At 34.3% G+C, this 18021-nt stretch carries 15 protein-coding genes, 1 rRNA gene and 1 pseudogene; 10 read left to right on the top strand and 7 right to left on the bottom strand.

The window, feature by feature from the left end:
* Positions 1-96: 96 nt before the first annotated feature.
* On the bottom strand, positions 97-1944 hold the full coding sequence (locus ACP7AV_RS15285; protein WP_426092680.1) for a CocE/NonD family hydrolase: 1848 nt from the start codon (positions 1942-1944) through the stop codon (positions 97-99).
* 631 nt (positions 1945-2575) lie between these two features.
* On the opposite strand from ACP7AV_RS15285, the gene ACP7AV_RS15280 reads away from it, so the two are divergent.
* The 5 genes from ACP7AV_RS15280 to ACP7AV_RS15260 are packed head-to-tail and all read left to right on the top strand — an operon-like array spanning position 2576 to position 7838.
* A complete protein-coding gene (locus ACP7AV_RS15280; protein ID WP_426092679.1) occupies positions 2576-4048 on the top strand; it encodes a sodium:solute symporter family protein in 1473 nt (490 codons plus the stop codon).
* Positions 4029-4463, top strand: a complete 435-nt coding sequence (locus ACP7AV_RS15275; protein WP_091207447.1) for a GNAT family N-acetyltransferase — start codon at positions 4029-4031, stop codon at positions 4461-4463. Before ACP7AV_RS15280 ends, ACP7AV_RS15275 begins: the two co-directional genes overlap by 20 nt.
* Positions 4464-4469: 6 nt before the next feature.
* The gene (locus ACP7AV_RS15270) at positions 4470-5624 is read left to right on the top strand and encodes an amidohydrolase (RefSeq protein ID WP_426092678.1); all 1155 of its coding nucleotides are present in this window, start codon (positions 4470-4472) and stop codon (positions 5622-5624) included.
* Positions 5614-6765, top strand: a complete 1152-nt coding sequence (gene alr / locus ACP7AV_RS15265) for an alanine racemase (protein WP_426092677.1) — start codon at positions 5614-5616, stop codon at positions 6763-6765. Before ACP7AV_RS15270 ends, alr begins: the two co-directional genes overlap by 11 nt.
* Positions 6765-7838: an alanine/ornithine racemase family PLP-dependent enzyme gene (locus ACP7AV_RS15260; protein ID WP_426092676.1), complete on the top strand. Its 1074-nt coding sequence runs from the start codon at positions 6765-6767 to the stop codon at positions 7836-7838. The genes alr and ACP7AV_RS15260 overlap by 1 nt, the downstream gene beginning before the upstream one ends.
* A 6-nt stretch (positions 7839-7844) precedes the next feature.
* Here the strand turns inward: ACP7AV_RS15260 and ACP7AV_RS15255 are convergent, their stop codons facing one another.
* The 3 genes from ACP7AV_RS15255 to ACP7AV_RS15245 are packed head-to-tail and all read right to left on the bottom strand — an operon-like array spanning position 7845 to position 12502.
* Positions 7845-9878: a cytochrome c biogenesis protein CcdA gene (locus tag ACP7AV_RS15255; protein WP_426092675.1), complete on the bottom strand. Its 2034-nt coding sequence runs from the start codon at positions 9876-9878 to the stop codon at positions 7845-7847.
* Positions 9878-11188, bottom strand: a complete 1311-nt coding sequence (gene tilS / locus ACP7AV_RS15250; protein WP_426092717.1) for a tRNA lysidine(34) synthetase TilS — start codon at positions 11186-11188, stop codon at positions 9878-9880. The genes ACP7AV_RS15255 and tilS overlap by 1 nt, the downstream gene beginning before the upstream one ends.
* 27 nt (positions 11189-11215) lie before the next feature.
* Complete coding sequence (locus ACP7AV_RS15245; protein ID WP_426092674.1) at positions 11216-12502, bottom strand: anthranilate synthase component I family protein; 1287 nt, start codon at positions 12500-12502, stop codon at positions 11216-11218.
* A 143-nt stretch (positions 12503-12645) separates the two neighbouring features.
* Between ACP7AV_RS15245 and ACP7AV_RS15240 the strand changes: the two genes are divergently transcribed.
* Positions 12646-13044 carry a VOC family protein gene (locus tag ACP7AV_RS15240; RefSeq protein ID WP_426092673.1) on the top strand — a complete coding sequence of 133 codons (399 nt, stop codon included), beginning with the start codon at positions 12646-12648 and terminating at the stop codon, positions 13042-13044.
* A gap of 42 nt (positions 13045-13086) precedes the next feature.
* Positions 13087-13467 carry a DoxX family protein gene (locus ACP7AV_RS15235; RefSeq protein ID WP_426092672.1) on the top strand — a complete coding sequence of 127 codons (381 nt, stop codon included), beginning with the start codon at positions 13087-13089 and terminating at the stop codon, positions 13465-13467.
* Between the two features lie 78 nt (positions 13468-13545).
* Here the strand turns inward: ACP7AV_RS15235 and lpdA are convergent, their stop codons facing one another.
* Entirely contained in the window at positions 13546-14949 is a 1404-nt protein-coding gene (gene lpdA / locus ACP7AV_RS15230) for a dihydrolipoyl dehydrogenase (protein ID WP_426092671.1), read from the bottom strand.
* 151 nt (positions 14950-15100) lie between these two features.
* Entirely contained in the window at positions 15101-15559 is a 459-nt protein-coding gene (locus ACP7AV_RS15225) for an Lrp/AsnC family transcriptional regulator (protein WP_426063350.1), read from the bottom strand.
* Positions 15560-15844: 285 nt separating this feature from the next.
* Here ACP7AV_RS15225 and ACP7AV_RS15220 point away from each other — a divergent pair, with 285 nt between their 5' ends.
* The 3 genes and pseudogenes from ACP7AV_RS15220 to ACP7AV_RS15210 form a co-directional block, all read left to right on the top strand.
* Entirely contained in the window at positions 15845-17071 is a 1227-nt protein-coding gene (locus tag ACP7AV_RS15220) for an aminotransferase class V-fold PLP-dependent enzyme (RefSeq protein ID WP_426092670.1), read from the top strand.
* Between the two features lie 264 nt (positions 17072-17335).
* Positions 17336-17551, top strand: coding sequence for a DDE-type integrase/transposase/recombinase (locus tag ACP7AV_RS15215; protein WP_426092716.1), 216 nt, complete (start codon positions 17336-17338; stop codon positions 17549-17551).
* 18 nt (positions 17552-17569) lie between these two features.
* Positions 17570-17809: pseudogene (locus ACP7AV_RS15210) on the top strand (integrase core domain-containing protein); the annotation flags it as partial.
* Between the two features lie 101 nt (positions 17810-17910).
* On the opposite strand, the gene rrf reads toward ACP7AV_RS15210, so the two are convergent.
* Positions 17911-18020: ribosomal RNA gene (rrf, locus tag ACP7AV_RS15205) — 5S ribosomal RNA — on the bottom strand.
* Between the last annotated feature and the right edge of the window lies 1 nt (position 18021).

The following is an 18021-nucleotide window of genomic DNA, read 5'->3' as shown; positions in this document are numbered from 1 at the left end:
AACATACTTTTAAAACAAAATCCCAATCTTAAGATAAAGATTGGGATTTTATTTTAAAATATAGTCTAAGGCTTTCTTATTACTTAACCCGATTATCTATTTTAAGATAGTAAACTCAACTTTTGAATCATTATAAATTCTGTGGGTTTGTTTTTGAAAATCTTCTGGTTTAGCATAAAAAATATTATCAACAAACGTTTGCGGATTCAAATCAATAAATGGAAACCACGTACTCTGAATCTGAATCTGGATTTTATGTCCTTTTTTGAAAGTATGAAAAACATCCTGTAATTTAATGTTAACTGCCGTTTTTTCATTGGCTACAAAAGGTTCTGGTTTTGAAAAACTGTTTCTAAAACGCCCTCTCATCACTTCACTGCGCACCATCATGTGATAATTACTCATTTTTAAATAAGGAGCCACTTCTTTTGTCTCCGGTTCATCATTCGGGAAAACGTCAATCACCTTAACAATCCAATCCGCATCAGTTCCAGTGGTTGACACTTGTAATTTCGCCAATATTTCTCCGGCTAATGTAGTATCGTCGTTCAATATTTCTGTTTCAAAAACAATTACATCGGGGCGTCTGGCAGAAAAACGCTGATCATCTGTCATGTATTTCCTTGGCGTTAGCCCTGCTTGTTTGATATCTTCAGAATAAGGAACCGGTTTTTTAGGATCACTGATGAATTCTTCAAAAGAAATATTTTTCTTCGCCATTTTTGTCAATTGACTTCCTTGCAAAAAGAAATCTTGTTTTTCGGTATTTTGAGGAGGCCAAGTTTCATACGTTTTCCATTCTTTTCTTCCAGTGTCAAAAACATATGCTTCCGGTAATTTGTTTTCACCTTTACTGTTGTTTTTTAAGAAATGACGGAAGAAATTAGCTTCTATATTTTTTTGATAATAACCGGAAATACTGTCGCCAAAATTAATATTACCAATTACTTGTTTTGCAGAATTTCTAGCCCAATCACCGTGACTCCAGGGTCCCATTACGATTGTGTTGTAGTTTTTGCTGCTCTTTTCTATCGTACTATAAGTATTTAAAGGACCGTATAAATCTTCAGCATCAAACCAACCTCCTACTGTCATTACAGCTGGTTTAATGTTTTTTAAATGTTGTAAAATGCCACGCTTTTGCCAAAAATCATCATAACTGGAATGGTCTTTCAGCTGTTGCCAAAACTCATTATCTTTATTGTAATACTGATCTAAATTAGACAATGGGCCTGCATCCAAGAAAAACTGGTAATCGTCATTGCTACCTATAGTGGTGAATTTATACCATGGCTCAGTAGTACGTTTTGTTTTTTGAGGTCCAAATAATGGCGTTACTTTCCAATAGCTCAACAAATAAGCGCCATTATGATGAAAATCATCAAAAAAGAAATCAGCAATACACGCTTGAGGCGAAACTGCTTTCAAAGCTGAATGATTACTTAATAGTGAATAGGTCGCATAAAAACCCGGATAAGAAATCCCCCAAGTACCCACATTGCCGTTGTTATTAGCCACATTTTTAACCAACCAATCAATAGTATCATACGTATCCGAAGCTTCATCGGTATCTTTCTTTCCTTTTTTATTTGGAATAAAACCACGCATATTGTCGTATGAACCATCACTCATAAATCTACCGCGAACATCTTGATAAACTACAATATATCCTTCCTTCATCATAGTTTCACTTGGAGAAATACTTTTCTTGAACTGATTTTCTCCATAAGGCCCAGAATTATAAGGCGTTCTTTGCATTATAATAGGATATTTTTTGGAAACGTCTTTTGGAGTGTAAATGGAAGTAAACAACTCTGCACCATCACGCATCTTGATATGCACTTCTTTTTTAGTATAATTATCCGCAACATAATTAGGTGCTTTATCTTGGGCAAAAAGAATTGCACCAATAAAAAAAAGAGAAATACTTAATAATTTTTTCATGAATTTTTTGGATTTAAATAGTTTTTAAAGATAAAAAATCTTGTAGAAAATCATCTTGTTATTTTGTTTATTATTTTACGAATAATAGTTAACGATTAGTAATAAATAACAAAAAGTGTTTCAACTATTCCAAGTGATTTTACATCATTATTTTTACAAAAAAAGGAGTAATCGACATGCTATTTAATGTTAATTTTTATTTCAAAAACTTTAAAAACTGCCGTTATAAATTAAATTTACATTTTTTTTGAACAAAAGATTATTTTAACTTTTCCCTATAAAAATTTAAATAGCATTTATTTTATAATACTATGATATGTAATGTATTGAGACTGTATTTCGTTTTTATTTTATTGTTAAAACGCTTAAAAAAAGTCTCTAATTTATTTACAAAAAAGACTTTGCTTACACTTTTAGAGTGCTTTTTGGATAAATTTACCCTACATTTGTAAAATACCAATTTATTATTTGCGGGTTAAATAGTCTTTTTTTGTAAACTATTATTCCAAAATAAAAAAACCTTGATTTCAGAAATCATTCTGAAAAAATCATCTTTTTTGTAGTTTACTACATCTTTTGCCTTTTGGAAAAATTCCATTTACAGGCTATTAAATAATCTAAAATAAATAATATGCACATAATAGATTATGCAATCTTTGTTATTTATATGCTGGCTATGTTAGGCGTTGGCGTTTATTTTTTCAACAAAAACAAAACCGCTGAAGATTTTTATGTAAGCGGCAGAAATATGAGTAGCTGGCACATCGGATTGTCCGTGGTAGCCACAGATGTTGGCGGTGGATTTTCAATTGGTCTGGGCGGGCTGGGTTTTACGATGGGAATATCAGGATCTTGGATGCTTTTCACCGGATTGTTAGGTGCTTGGCTCAGTGCCGTTTTCCTTATTCCAAAAGTGAGTGCCTTAGGCCATAAATACAAGTTTTTCACTTTTCCACAAATATTTAATCATTTTTACAACGCCAAAGTTGCGTTGCTGGCCGGAATTATTTCGGCCGTTGGATATATTGGATTTACGAGTTCTCAGGTTTTGGCTGGAGCCAAATTAGCTTCGGCAACCATAGAAGGACTTAATTTACAAACAGCACTGATTGTCATGGGACTTATCGCGGTAATTTATACGGCTATTGGAGGATTGAAAGCCGTTATTTATACCGATACGATTCAATGGTTAGTCCTAATTGGCGGCTTGGTTTTCATAGGAATTCCAATTGCTTACACTGCCGTTGGAGGTTACGAGGCCATAAAAGCTACATTAGCACCCGAATATTTATCGTTGACTAATGTGAAATGGTATCAGATTGTAAATTGGTCCATAACCATAATACCCATTTGGTTTGTAGGAATGACTTTGTATCAGCGAATTTATGCCAGCAAAGGTGAAAAAGAAGCAAAAAAAGCATGGTTGATTGCGGGTGTTTTTGAATGGCCCATAATGGCATTTATGGGAGTGACTCTGGGGATGCTTGCTAAAGTGGCTGCCACTAAAGGAATGTTTGACGGCATTGCTGATGCAGCTTCTATGGACAGCGAGATGGGATTGCCTATTTTATTAGCAACTATACTTCCTGTGGGATTAATGGGACTGATGCTTTCCTCCTATTTTTCGGCCATACTTTCGACTGCTGATAGTTGTTTAATGGCAGCATCTGGAAATATTGTGACTGATATTATTGCTAAATTTTCTAAAAAAGAATTAACTCATAAAAAGGAGTTGCAACTGTCACAAATTGTCACACTGATTGTTGGCTTTCTTGCTATTTTAATAGCTTCGCAAATGCAAAATGTACTGGAACTTATGCTTTACTCCTATGCTTTTATGGTTTCAGGATTGTTCGTTCCGGTAATAGGCGCTTTGTTTTGGAAAAAAAGCCATCCGACAGCGGCTTTTTGGAGTATGCTTTTTGGAGGCGCTACCACAATCCTGCTAATTGTTACGGAGAATAAACTACCCTTAGGAATAAAACTTCCGGAACACTTAGACGCAAACCTCTATGGAATAAGTATTTCACTTATTTTATTTGTTACAATATCAATCTATCATTTTAACAAAAAAGAAAGACAAAATGGAATTCAAACAAATTAATGCGATTACTGGAGCAGATACAATTTACACCAATCAAATTGTAGCACTATTCCTTTATACTCATTTAGAACAATATGGCGATACCATTACAGACATTCAAAAATGTATTGATTATGTCATGAATCCTGATAAGGGAGGAAATATTATAGTGGGAATCGAGGAACAAAAAATTGTAGGTGTTGTGATCTTAAACAACACGGGAATGAAAGATTTTATTCCCGAAAATATTTTGGTATACATTGCCGTAGACAACAGTCAGCGCGGAAAAGGTTTAGGAAAACAATTGATGCAAAAAGCCATATCAATTGCCGAAGGGAATATTGCACTGCATGTAGAACCAGACAATCCAGCCAAAAAGTTATATGAAAAATTAGGCTTTACGAATAAATATTTGGAAATGCGTCTTATCAAATAGTCCAAAATGGAAAAATCAAACCAGTATATCGATTCACTTGTGCGGTTGCGAAAGGAATTACACAAACACCCTGAGGTTTCAGGAACAGAAATTCAAACCGCTAAACGCGTCATTTCATTTCTCGAAAATTATCCTCCTGATGAATTGATTACCGGAATAGGAACAACGGGCATAATCGCAATTTATAAAGGTACAAAAACCGGAAAAACAGTATTATTCCGGTGTGAACTGGATGCTTTGCCAATTGAAGAGAGCAATACTTATGAACATCGCTCCGTCATTAATGGCGTTTCACATAAATGCGGACACGATGGCCACATGGCCATTCTTTGCGGTTTAGCTGCTGAATTGCAGCAGAACAAACCAGAATCAGGAACTGTCATTTTATTGTTTCAACCGGCTGAAGAAGATGGTAGTGGCGCTCGAAAAGTGTTGTTAGATCCGAAATTCACTTCGATCCAACCCGATTATGTATTTGCGCTGCACAATTTACCAGGATTTCCAATACATCAAATTGTAGTGAAAAACGAAACTTTTACCTGCGCCGTAAACAGTATTATTATAAAATTAAAAGGCAAAACCGCCCATGCAGGTGAACCCGAAAAAGGAATAAATCCTACATTAGCAATAGCCATTATAATAAATCAATTCAATGCAAATATTCAAACCGACAATACTAAAGAAAATTATTGCCTGATTACCCCTATTTACGCAAAAATAGGAAGTAAAGCCTATGGCGTAGCTGCTGGCGCGGGAGAAATTCATTTTACAGTACGAAGCGACAGCAATTTGCAAATGAGAAAGATTGAACTCACTCTAGAAAATTTATCAAAATCAATCGCAAAAGCACATCATTTAAAGTGTAAAACCAAATGGACGCAAAGTTTTCAAGCCAATGAGAATGATAAAACGGCAGTAGCAATTATCAGAAAGGCCGCAATAGTTACTGATTTTACTTTATTCGAAAAAGAAAAACCATTTACGTGGGGTGAAGATTTTGGCTTGTTTACGCAACACTATCCTGGTGCAATGTTTGGAATAGGAGCAGGAATAAACACACCGGCTTTACACAATCCTGATTATGATTTCCCGGATGAAATTATAGCAACTGGAGTAGCTATTTTTCATGAAATAAGTAAACAAATTACAAATGCACACTAATTCACTCATAGAGCTTGATCGCTCCGCTTATCAAAACAACATCGCTTTTCTAAAAAAAACCTTTGGAAAAAAAGTAATCATTTCCAGTGTGGTAAAAGGAAATGCTTATGGTCATGGGGTGCAGGAATTTGTGTCTATGGCTTTTCAATCTGGCGTAACTCATTTTTCTGTTTTTGATGTTCAAGAAGCTAAAGTTGTAAAAACTACTTTAGATAACAAGGCGACAATTATGGTAATGGGACTTGTACAGGATGAAGATCTGGAATGGGTAATCCAAAATGACGTCGAATTTTTTGTTTTTGATAAAAGCCGGCTTACTAATGCTATGAAAGTCGCCAAAGAACTCAATAAAAAAGCAATTCTGCATATTGAAGTAGAAACCGGAATGAACCGAACCGGTTTTGATAAAAAAGAGCTGAATGCCGTGATTGCTTATTTAAAAAAAGAAGAACAACACCTAAATTTTAAAGGACTTTGTACTCATTATGCAGGTGCCGAAAGTATCACTAATTATTATAGAGTGGATCAACAAATTAAAAAGTTTGAAGAAATATATGCCTTTTTTTGTAAAAATAATCTGAAGCCACAAATCAGACATTCCGCTTGTTCTGCGGCATCAATTATATTTCCGCAAACGCGAATGGATTTAGTACGCATCGGAATCATGCAATATGGATTGTGGCCCAGTCCAGAAGTATTTGTAACATACCTTAATTCTAAAAAGAATAAAACAGATCCATTACAACGCGTTATCACGTGGAAAAGCACTATAATGAGCGTAAAAAAAGTAAATATTGGTGAATTTATAGGATATGGGACCAGTTTTATGGCTAAAAGGAAAATGATAATTGCTACTATCCCCATTGGGTATTGCCACGGATACAGTCGTTCACTAAGCAACCAAGGACGTGTGCTCATTCATGGACAACGCTGCGTTGTTGTGGGCTCCGTAAATATGAATATGATAACAATCGATATTACTGATGTCGATACGGCAAAAAAAGAGGATGAAGTGGTCCTGATAGGCACACAGAAAGAGTTATCGATTTCTGTTGCTTCATTTAGTGATTTTAGCGATCAGCTAAATTATGAATTATTAACTCGGATTTCTAAAGCAATTCCACGTAAAATTATGAAATAATGGCCTTTATAAAATTATACCGCAAAAAATTACAGGAAAACTATCATTTTTTAGACCACATATTTAAATCCAGAAATATTCAGTGGGGAGTAGTGTCAAAACTCTTATGTGGAAATAAAATTTATCTTAAAGAAATTATCGCTTTAGGAGTACGTGAAATTCATGATTCCAGAGTAAGTAATTTAAAAAAAATTAAGGGACTGGATCCGGAAATTCAAACCGTTTATATAAAACCACCAGCAAAACGAAGTATTGAAAGCATTGTTAAGTATGCCGATATCAGTTTTAATACTGAAATCTACACCATACAATTACTTTCCGATGAAGCAGTGAAGCACAATAAGACGCACAAAATCATAATCATGATTGAAATGGGCGACCTTCGTGAAGGTGTTATGGGAGAAGAATTAATAGCCTTTTATGGTACTATTTTAAAAATGCCGAATATCGAAATCTCTGGAATTGGTACCAATTTTAATTGCCTCAGCGGTGTAATGCCAACACAGGATAAACTGATTCAATTGAGTTTATACAAACAATTAATCGAAGCTAAATTCAACATCAGTATTCCCTTCGTATCGGGAGGAACTTCTGTTACGGTACCGTTACTCCTCAAAAATGCCCGACCAATGGCAGTGAATCATTTCCGAATAGGAGAAGCGCTCTTCTTCGGGAAAGATTTGTTTACCGGAAATACCATTAAAGGAATGCACCATGATGTTTTCAAATTGTATGCTGAAATCATTGAAATTACTGAAAAACCAAATACACCAACAGGTGAATTAGGCGAGAATGTAGCAGGAAATTCCTTTTCACTGAATCAGGTTACTGATTTGGGAATTACTTCACTCAGAGCCATTCTAGATATTGGATTATTAGACATGCAACCGCAATACATCGAATCTGACGACGAAGATATTACAATTGTAGACGCCAGTTCTGACATGCTGGTAATAGATATTTCAAATTCTAAAAAAACCTATAAAATTGGAGATTTAGTTGCTTTTAAAATAAGATATATGGGTGCATTGTATCTTTTAAATTCCGATTATATAGAAAAAATAATCGAATAAAAAGGCCTATCTAGCCTTTTTAAATCGATCAATTCCCTCTCTCAACCATCCTTTGTAAGCATTGATATCTGAATTATAACTTTCTGGTTTATCAGATAACATGTTTTCTTCGGTATCCAAAACAATGTAATACGGTTGCGCATTGGCTTTGTATCTTGTAATTTGAAAATCACTCCATTTATTCCCCACACTTACAATTTCTTTACCCGTTTCTTTAGATACATATTGCTCGCTTTTTGGCAATTCTCTTTTATCATCAACATATAAAGAGATCAACACCACTTCATCTTGTAATATTTTTAAAATCGCAGGATCAGACCAAACATAATCTTCCATTTTTCTGCAATTTACACAAGCATATCCTGTGAAATCAAGTAAAATGGGTTTATTTACTGATTTAGCATAAGCCAATCCTTTTTCATAATCTTCAAAAGCTATAAGATCATGCGGTCCTAAATGTGCGCCGTCCGGCAAAATTAGAGCTGATGCATTAGTACCACCTTTAGAGTTTCCCACTCCGTATGGACTTTCGCTATAGGTCATTGGCGGCGGGAAACCAGAAATTAATTTTAAAGGTGCTCCCCAAATTCCTGGGATTAAATAGATGGTAAAGGCCAAAACTACTAATCCAAAAGACAATCTTCCCACTGAAATATGATTCATGGGGCTATCATGCGGAAGCGTAATTTTTCCGAATAAATAAAATGCCAATGTTCCAAAAATAGCAATCCAAATCGCTAAGAAAACTTCTCTTTCCAAGAAATGCAACTGCAATACCAAATCCGCATTCGATAAAAATTTGAATGCCAAAGCCAATTCCAAAAATCCTAAAACTACTTTAACGGTATTCAACCATCCACCGGATTTTGGTAATGAATTCAACCAGCCCGGGAACATGGCAAACAACATAAAAGGTAAGGCCAAAGCCAATGAAAATCCGAACATACCTATAATTGGTGCAATTCCGCCTTTGGAAGCTGCTTCAACCAAAAGTGTTCCTACAATAGGTCCTGTACATGAAAAAGATACAATCGCTAATGCCAAGGCCATAAATAAAATTCCAATTATTCCGCCTCTGTCGGCTTGATTATCCACTTTATTAGCCCATGAATTAGGCAACATAATTTCAAAAGCGCCCAAAAACGAAGCAGCAAATGTGACCAATAATATAAAAAATATAATATTAAACCAAACATTTGTCGACAACGCATTTAATGCGTCGGCACCAAAAATCCAAGTCACCAAGAAGCCTAAAACTACATAAATGAATATAATGGCAATTCCATAAATAATGGCGTTCCTAATTCCTTTTGCTTTTGTTTTACTTTGTTTCGTAAAGAAACTTACTGTCATAGGAATCATCGGAAAGACACAAGGAGTAAGCAACGCGGCAAATCCAGAAAGAAAAGCAATAAAGAAAATAGACCATAAACCTCTTTGTTTTGAAGATTTAGAATCTAATACAGGAACTTTTTCAGGAGTAACACTTTGTGCTTTATTTACATCTGTATTTACAACTGCAGTATCAACTTTAGCCGAATCTATAGTAGTTAAATCAGTTGCTAAAGTAGTTACTTCTGCTGTTTTTGAACCCGCAGGAATGGTAAACGAAAAATTCTTCTCGATATTGATACACGCTTCTTTACAAACTTGATAGTTCAAATTGACCTCAATTTTTGTAATCTTTGGATTTGTTATTGTAATCTTCTGCTGAATTTGAGCTTTTTTCTCAAAGTACGTTTCGTTCACTTCAAAAATATCATTGAAAGCAGTTGTGGTTTTGCTTTCTTTAGCTTTGCCCACTAAATTAAAATTTCCTTTTTGATTTTTGAAACTAATTTCCAAAGGCAAAGAGCCGCCTTCAACCGTAAATTGGGAATACAGATGCCAATCTTTTTCTATGATAGCATCAAAAGTTAGGATGTAATTAGTTTCTGATTTTTTTTCTATTTTGGTCGTCCATTTTGCAGGATCAAGAATTTGAGCGTCACCATTGGCAAAAGCCAAAAAAGCAATAAGTATAAATAGTAGTTTCTTCATTATTCTAATTGTATTTTAAGTATATTCTTTGTTGTATTCTCTATTCTAAAACGTTCATCCTGACGAAGACCAATAATCCAAACTATTTCATCATTTGAACATAAAAGCCACGAGTTTTCTTTTTCTATCAAGGATAATTTTTCATCTTTAAAAAGTTTACTCACTTTCTTCGATTTACCATTCATCCCAAAAGGTTGAAAACTGTCGCCCTCGTTCCAATGGCGCAAAACTAATGGAAATTGCAATTTATCAGCATCAACAAAGATAGTTTTATTTGTAGCGATACTAATGTTAGCTACTTTACAAAACGAAAGATTTAAGGGAATATTAACTTCCTTTTGATTTTCAGCAATAAAATATTCATCCTTTTCGTTTACGAAATTAATCGGGCTTAGGATTAAGGAATCTCTGTCTTTCAATAATCGGAATTCAGGAGAAAAAACGTATTTTCCAGATTGGCTTTCGACCAAATCATAAATATCATCCCAAGCCGAAAACTCAAATTCTTTCAGCCATTGATACAAATACGATTTGTAATTGGGTAATTTTTTTAATTTCTTTAAATCAAAATAAATAGTCTCCTCCTCTTGCTTTGCAACTTGCTGATAAATCATTATCGAAGCATCTTCAACCATAACTTGTGCTTCTTGCAAATATGTTTGCGTTTTGTGAAACGAGGAAAGGAAATTTGGATTTAAATCCTTTAATAGCGGAACTAGATGATGGCGGATTTTATTACGAAGGTATTTATCCGATGCATTACTGCTGTCTTCGCGCCATTGAATGCTATTTAATCCGGCATATACTTCCATTTCTTCTTGGCTAAATGCCAAAAGTGGACGTATCACTTTTTCGTTTTGTTCTGGAATCCCTGTCAAACCTTCTAATCCAGTTCCTCGACTGAAGTTGATTAGGAATGTTTCCAGATTATCATCGGCATGATGCGCCGTAAGAATATAATCGAATTTTTCGGTTTCCAATAACTCATAAAACCAATTATACCGCAACTCGCGGGCTGCAACTTGAGTCGAAATTTTATAATCTTCAGCAAAAGCTTTAGTGTCAAATTGTGTTATAAACACGGGGATTTCATGTGCCGTGGCATACTCCTGAACAAAATTTTGATCTTCAAAACTTTCCATTCCACGCAATTGGAAATTACAATGTGCAATTCCTATTTTATAATTCAATTGCCGAAACAGATGGACCATAACCATACTGTCTTTCCCTCCGCTTGTGGCAAGAAGGATTTTTTTTCCGTTCAAGAACTGGAAATTATGAAGAAGATGGTTTTTGAATTTCTGTAGCATATTCAAATTTAATTTATTCATTTGGATTTAACTTAAAACTTCTCGCATAGCTTTTGCTTTAAGCAAACATTCTTCATACTCCTTTTCAGGAATAGATTGTGAAGTGATGGCACTTCCAACCGAAAAAGAAACATATTTTTTTTCTTGATTGTATAAAATGCTACGGATAACCACATTAAAATCGAAATCCCCGTTAGGCTTAAAGTACCCCACTGCTCCACTATATAAACCTCGTTTTGTTTCTTCCAATTGTTCAATGATTTTCATCACCGAAATCTTTGGAGCTCCAGTCATACTTCCCATTGGAAAAGTTGTTTTCAAAATATCAACTACGAAATATTGCGAATCTAATTTAGAAGTAACCGTTGATATCATCTGATGCACTTGCAAAAAAGAATAAATCTTGCATAACTCCTGTACTTCAACGGATCCTTTCTGTGCCGTTCGAGATAAATCATTGCGCACTAAATCCGTAATCATAATATTTTCGGCTCGTTCTTTTGGGTCGAAAGCCAATCGCATTTTTGATTGCTCATCTTTACTTGCGTCCAAAAATCGTTTTGCGGTTCCTTTAATCGGTTGCGAAATAATGAACTCTCCTTCTTTCTTTAGATAGCGTTCCGGTGTCGCCGAAAGTAAAAAATGTTTATTGTTTTTAAAAAAAACTGCAAATGGTGGCTGTGAAATTTCGTTAAGTTTTATAAATTTTTCGATTGGATCTATTACGGCATTTTTAGCAAAAAATTCCATACAAAAATTAGCTTCATAAATATCGCCTTGATGAATGTGTTCCAATATTTTAGAAACCTTCTCAAGATAATTCGCTTTCGGAATTCGTTGTTGAATCTTGGCTATTTCTTCTATTTCGACTTTTGACTTTCGACTTTCAACAATTTCTTCAAAATCTTCCTCCACTTCATCATCACACATATTGAGATATTGAATTTCCAATTGGTCTCCTTTCAATAAAAACAGTTTTTTAGGTTGAAAAAAAAATAAATCCGCAAATTCCAATCCGTCATAATTCTGAGATTGTAATTGCTCGATATCATTTTTTAAATCATACGATAAATAACCAAAAAGCCAGTCTTTGGTATTTTGCTGGTATTGTTTTAAATCCTCAAAAGCATTGTGATAGTCTGTTTTTATTGAAGTAAAAGCGTCAACGGCAAGAACACAATCATAACTGGAATAATTTTGTGGATAATCATTGCTGTCCAAATAAATGATTTCTCGAAACTGTTCAGACCAAAATAAAAGTTGCTGTTTGAACAATTTTGGATCAGAAATAGACTTGTAAATTGAAGTTCTCAAAAAGTATTGGTGTTTAAAATTCAAAATTACAACAAAAAATAAACCTTCAATAACCGATTTTACTAAAATTAGCTTATTTTTTTTGTAAATTTGATAGTCCGTGATCAGTTTTAGCTTTTTTAAATCATTAAATCATTCCCGTTATGGCTTCAAAAATTTTTATCAATTTAGCTGTTAAAGACCTAAAAAAATCAATTGATTTTTTTACTACGCTTGGATTTTCTTTCAATCCAAAATTTACTGATGAACATGCCACTTGCATGATTATAGCAGAAAATATTTTTGCGATGCTAGTTACTGAGCAACGTTTTAAAGACTTTACCAAAAAAGAAATTTGCAACGCCCATAAAAATACCGAAGTATTAATTGCCATAGATGTTGACAATAGAGAAAAAGTAGATGAAGTGGTCAAAAATGCAGTTGGTGCCGGTGGTACAATTTATATGGAGCCACAAGATCATGGGTGGATGTATGGACATAGTTTTGCCGATTTAGACGGACATCAATGGGAAATTATGTATATGGATGAAAATGCAATTTAACAATAATAGTTTTCAAATATGTAACCTCTATCACAATATACTATGAAAATCGCAACGATTATTATCCGAACTTTAATTGGACTTTTGCTACTTTATGCATCAATCAGCTTTTTTTTAAAACTAGCACCAGAGCCAGAAGTTACCGGAAATTTCAAAGCTTTTAATGTGGGTTTAGTTGCATCGACTTACATCTTGCCATTATCCAAATCAATAGAATTATTATGCGGACTAGCATTTGTAACCGGTCGTTATGTTACCCTTGCCGGTATTTTAATTTTACCAATTACCATCAACATTTTATTTATTAATTTTTTCTTGTCTTCCGAGGGAATTCCAGTTGCCCTTTTCTTGTTCTTGGGAAATATGTTTTTGATTTTCAACCATTGGGAAAATTATAAAGGTTTATTTGTAGCAAAAGGTTAAATGATTGCACCTCATAACAAAACAAAACCCGCTCAATTGAACGGGTTTCACTATTTTTAAATAAAATTATTTAACTATTTATACATGCAAAGCTCTATTGTCAGTAGCCGCTAACGCCGCTTCTTTAATCGCTTCCGCAAATGTTGGATGCGCATGAGACATTCTCGAAATATCTTCAGCAGATGCTTTAAATTCCATTGCTGTAACTGCTTCAGCAATTAAATCCGCACATCGAGCTCCAATCATATGAACTCCTAAAACTTCATCCGTTTTTGCATCAGCAAGAATTTTCACAAATCCGTCTAAATCTCCACCTGCTCTTGCACGACCTAACGCTTTAAAAGGGAAACTTCCTGATTTGAAATCTACACCAGCCGCTTTCAATTGTTCCTCCGTTTGACCTACAGCAGCCACTTCTGGCCAAGTATAAACGACACCCGGAATCAAGTTATAATCAATATGTGGTTTTTGACCCGCTAATATTTCAGCAACCATTGCTCCTTCTTCTTCTGCTTTGTGTGCTAACATTGCTCCACGAACAACATCGCCAATGGCATAAATATTAGGAACTGAAGTTTGTAAATGATCGTTTACTTCTACCATTCCTCTATCCGAGATTTTTACTCCAGCTTTTTCAGCATTTAAACCGTCAGTGTATGGACGACGTCCCACAGAAACTAATGAATAATCCCCTTCTAGAGTAATTGTTTCTCCTTTTGCATTTTCGGCTTGAATAACAACACCTTCGCCATTTCTTTCTACTGATTTCACTTTGTGTGAAACGTAAAATTTCATGCCTTGTTTTTTTAATACTTTAGTCAATTCTTTAGACAATGACGCATCCATTCCAGGAATGATTCTGTCTAAATATTCTACTACAGAAACTTGCGCTCCCAATCGTAAATACACTTGACCTAATTCAATTCCGATAACTCCACCACCAATAATCACCAAATGTTTTGGCACTTCTTTCAGTTTCAAAGCTTCGGTAGAAGTGATGATTCTTTCTTTGTCAATTTTAATAAATGGTAAAGAAGATGGTTTTGAACCTGTAGCGATAATGATATTTTTAGCTTCAATCGTTTCAGAAGTTCCATCCGCTTTTGCAACAGCAACATGTGTAGCATCAACAAATGAACCCAACCCATCAAGAACTGTTATTTTATTCTTGTCCATTAAAAATTTCACACCACCAGAAGTCTGATCTACAACAGCTTGTTTGCGGGCAATCATTTTTTCAAGATTCACTTTTACTTCTCCGGAAACTTCAATTCCGTGATCTGCAAAATGAGCAATTTCACTGTAATGGTGAGAGGAAGCAAGTAATGCTTTTGATGGAATACAACCTACATTGAGGCAAGTTCCTCCAAGAGTTGAATATTTTTCTATAATTGCTGTTTTGAAACCCAGTTGTGCACAACGAATTGCTGATACATATCCGCCTGGTCCAGAACCTATAATGACTACGTCAAATGAACTCATAGTATATTTTTTTTATTATGTTTTGTAAAATGTTCCACAAAATTAAGGAATTAAGTTTTGTTTAAAGTTTAATTCATAAGGTTTTTTATTATGAATTTTTAGCAATTAGTATTTACTAAACGTTAAATATTTATGTAAATGGACCTATCTACTAAATATCAACTACGGTCGTGCTTTTTACTTCACTAATCATAAATGTGCTATGTGTGCTTCCTATATGTTGTAATGTAGTGAGTTTTGTAACCAAAAATTCCCGGTAGGCTTCCATATCTTTTACGACTATTTTTAGTATATAATCGTAATCTCCACTCACATGGTGACATTCAATCACTTCCCTGAGTTGTATCACTTCGCTTTCAAACTTAGCGATAAACTCTTTAATGTGCTGTAATAATTTAATGTGACAAAAAACCACAAACCCTTTTCCTACTTTCGAACGATTAACTAACACAACATATTTATCGATAATTCCTTCTCTTTCTAATTTTTTTATGCGTTCGTAAACGGCAGTAACTGAAAGATTGAGTTTTAAGGAAAGTTCTTTGGTTGTTTTCTTACTGTCTGTCTGTAATAAAAAAAGCAGTTTTTTATCTACTGAATCTAATATCATTTTTTGTTAAAATTGAATTGAAATAAAATCTATATAAACACTATTTAAGAAGCTAATTTAGAAAATTAATTTACATTAATCATATTTTGCAGTTTTAAAATCCAATATTTAATGATATGATTGATAATTAATCTATAATGATTTTATTTTGAAATAGATTTCTCGATGTACACCAGATTTCTAGCCCAGATAGCAGTGAAAATCGTTTTCTTTTTTTGTTCAAAAAAGAAAAGATTGAAACGAATAGCTGGAAATAGCTCCTAAATTAACGATTAAATATAAATTATGAAAAATTTCAAGCCGGCAGACAACATTCAGGATTTACAGTACTTTGGTGAATTTGGTGGCGTCAATCCATCAATTTCAGATTCTTCAACCTATACTTTCTTATCGGCAAAAACAATGTTTGATACTTTTGAAGGCAATATGGAAGGCTGTTATTTGTATTCTCGACATTCCTCACCGAGCAATTTATACTTAGACAAAGCATTGGCAGCAATGGAAGGAACAGAATCAGCTAATGTTTCGGCTTCGGGAATGGGAGCGATTACGCCTACTCTATTGCAATTGTGTGGAACGGGCGATCACATCGTTTCGAGCAGAACTATTTATGGTGGAACCTACGCTTTTTTGAAGAATTTCACGCCAAGATTAGGTATTAAAACTACATTTGTCGACATCACAAAACTCGATGTAGTTGAATCCGCAATTACACAAGAAACTAAAGTTTTGTACTGCGAGACGGTGAGCAATCCTTTGCTGGAAGTCGCTGACATTGCCGGTTTAGCAAAAATAGCCAAAAGACATAATTTGAAGTTAGTTGTGGATAATACATTTTCGCCATTATCCGTTTCTCCAGCCAAAATAGGTGCAGACATTGTCATTCACAGTTTAACAAAATACATCAACGGAAGCAGTGATACTGTAGCTGGTGTTACCTGTGGTTCACACGAATTTATTGATAGTTTAAAAAACGTGAATAGTGGCGCCAGTATGTTACTGGGTCCAACAATGGATAGCTTGCGTTCGGCCAATGTAATGAAAAACTTGCGTACGTTACATATCCGAATGAAACAGCACAGTCATAATGCGCTATATCTAGCAGAACGTTTTGAAAAAGAGGGACTAAAAACAGTTTATCCGGGATTAAAAAGTCACCCTAGTCATGAATTGTATGCAACGATGATTGATCCAGAATATGGTTTTGGCGGAATGATGACATTGGATGTTGGAACTTTAGAAAAAGCCAATGCATTAATGGAATTGATGCAAGAAAAAAACTTGGGTTACCTTGCTGTAAGTTTAGGGTTTTACAAAACCTTATTCAGTGCGCCGGGAACTTCAACTTCTAGTGAAATACCGATCGAAGAACAAATGGAAATGGGATTGACTGATGGTTTAATTCGATTTTCTATAGGATTAGATAATGACATTGAAAGAACATATCAAATGATGATGAAATGCATGATAGAACTAAATGTTCTTACATCCAAATCCGTTTTGACAGTATAGTTTATTTATTTATACTTTGAAAAAGCAGCAAATATTTTGCTGCTTTTTGTTACTAATTTTTCGCAATGAAGCTGTAATAAGACAAAATTGTAACCTAAAGCACTCCTAAATGCTGATTTAATAAACCTAACATCCGCGTAAATTATCAGTAAAGCTTTAAATTTCCGTCATGTGATAACCCGTTAGAATGCAACGGTATTTGCTTAAAAGCAATTTAAGAAGATTCTTTATTTGACTATTAAATCGTTTTATTAGGACTAGACAATTGTTACAGATGCTTATTACAAGAAGATAATGGAATATTATGTGGCAGACAAAATGAATACAGAGAGTAGTGTTATGGCTCTAAAAATGGCGATAAGACAAAGAAAAAACAAAGAAATGCCGTTGATTCATCACTCAAATAGAGCATTACAATATTGTGCTAATAATTACTTAACTGTTTTGAGTAAAAATGGAATACTTCCAAGTATAACATAAAATTCTGATCCGTACGAAAATGCTTTAGCTGAAAGAATAAATGGTATATTAAAACAAGAATTTATGATTGATGAATACAATCTAGAATTAAGTGTTATCAAACGAATTGTCAAAGAATCAATTAATATTTACAATACGCAACGACCACATTATTCAAATTACATGCTTACTCCAGGTCAAATGCACTTACAAAATCAAATTAAAATGAGAACTTATAAAACAAAAAACAGCAGTGAACTTTTGCTTACCACTGCTTAATAATTGTAATTTTATTTTTTATTAATCCTGTATCGTTATTTCAGGACGGGACATATTAAACACAAAAAAACCTATTCAAATAAATGAATAGGTTTTTCAAAGAAAGGCGACGACATACTCTCCCACATAACTGCAGTACCATCTGCGCAGGCGGGCTTAACTACTCTGTTCGGGAAGGGAAGAGGTGAGCCCCGCCGCAATAACCACCTTAA

Origin of the sequence: Flavobacterium sp. DSR3-2 (assembly GCF_049896525.1) — a bacterium.
GTDB lineage: Bacteria > Bacteroidota > Bacteroidia > Flavobacteriales > Flavobacteriaceae > Flavobacterium.
The sequence above is the reverse complement of the archived record's forward strand: the minus strand, read 5'-3'. Positions and strand labels throughout refer to the sequence as shown.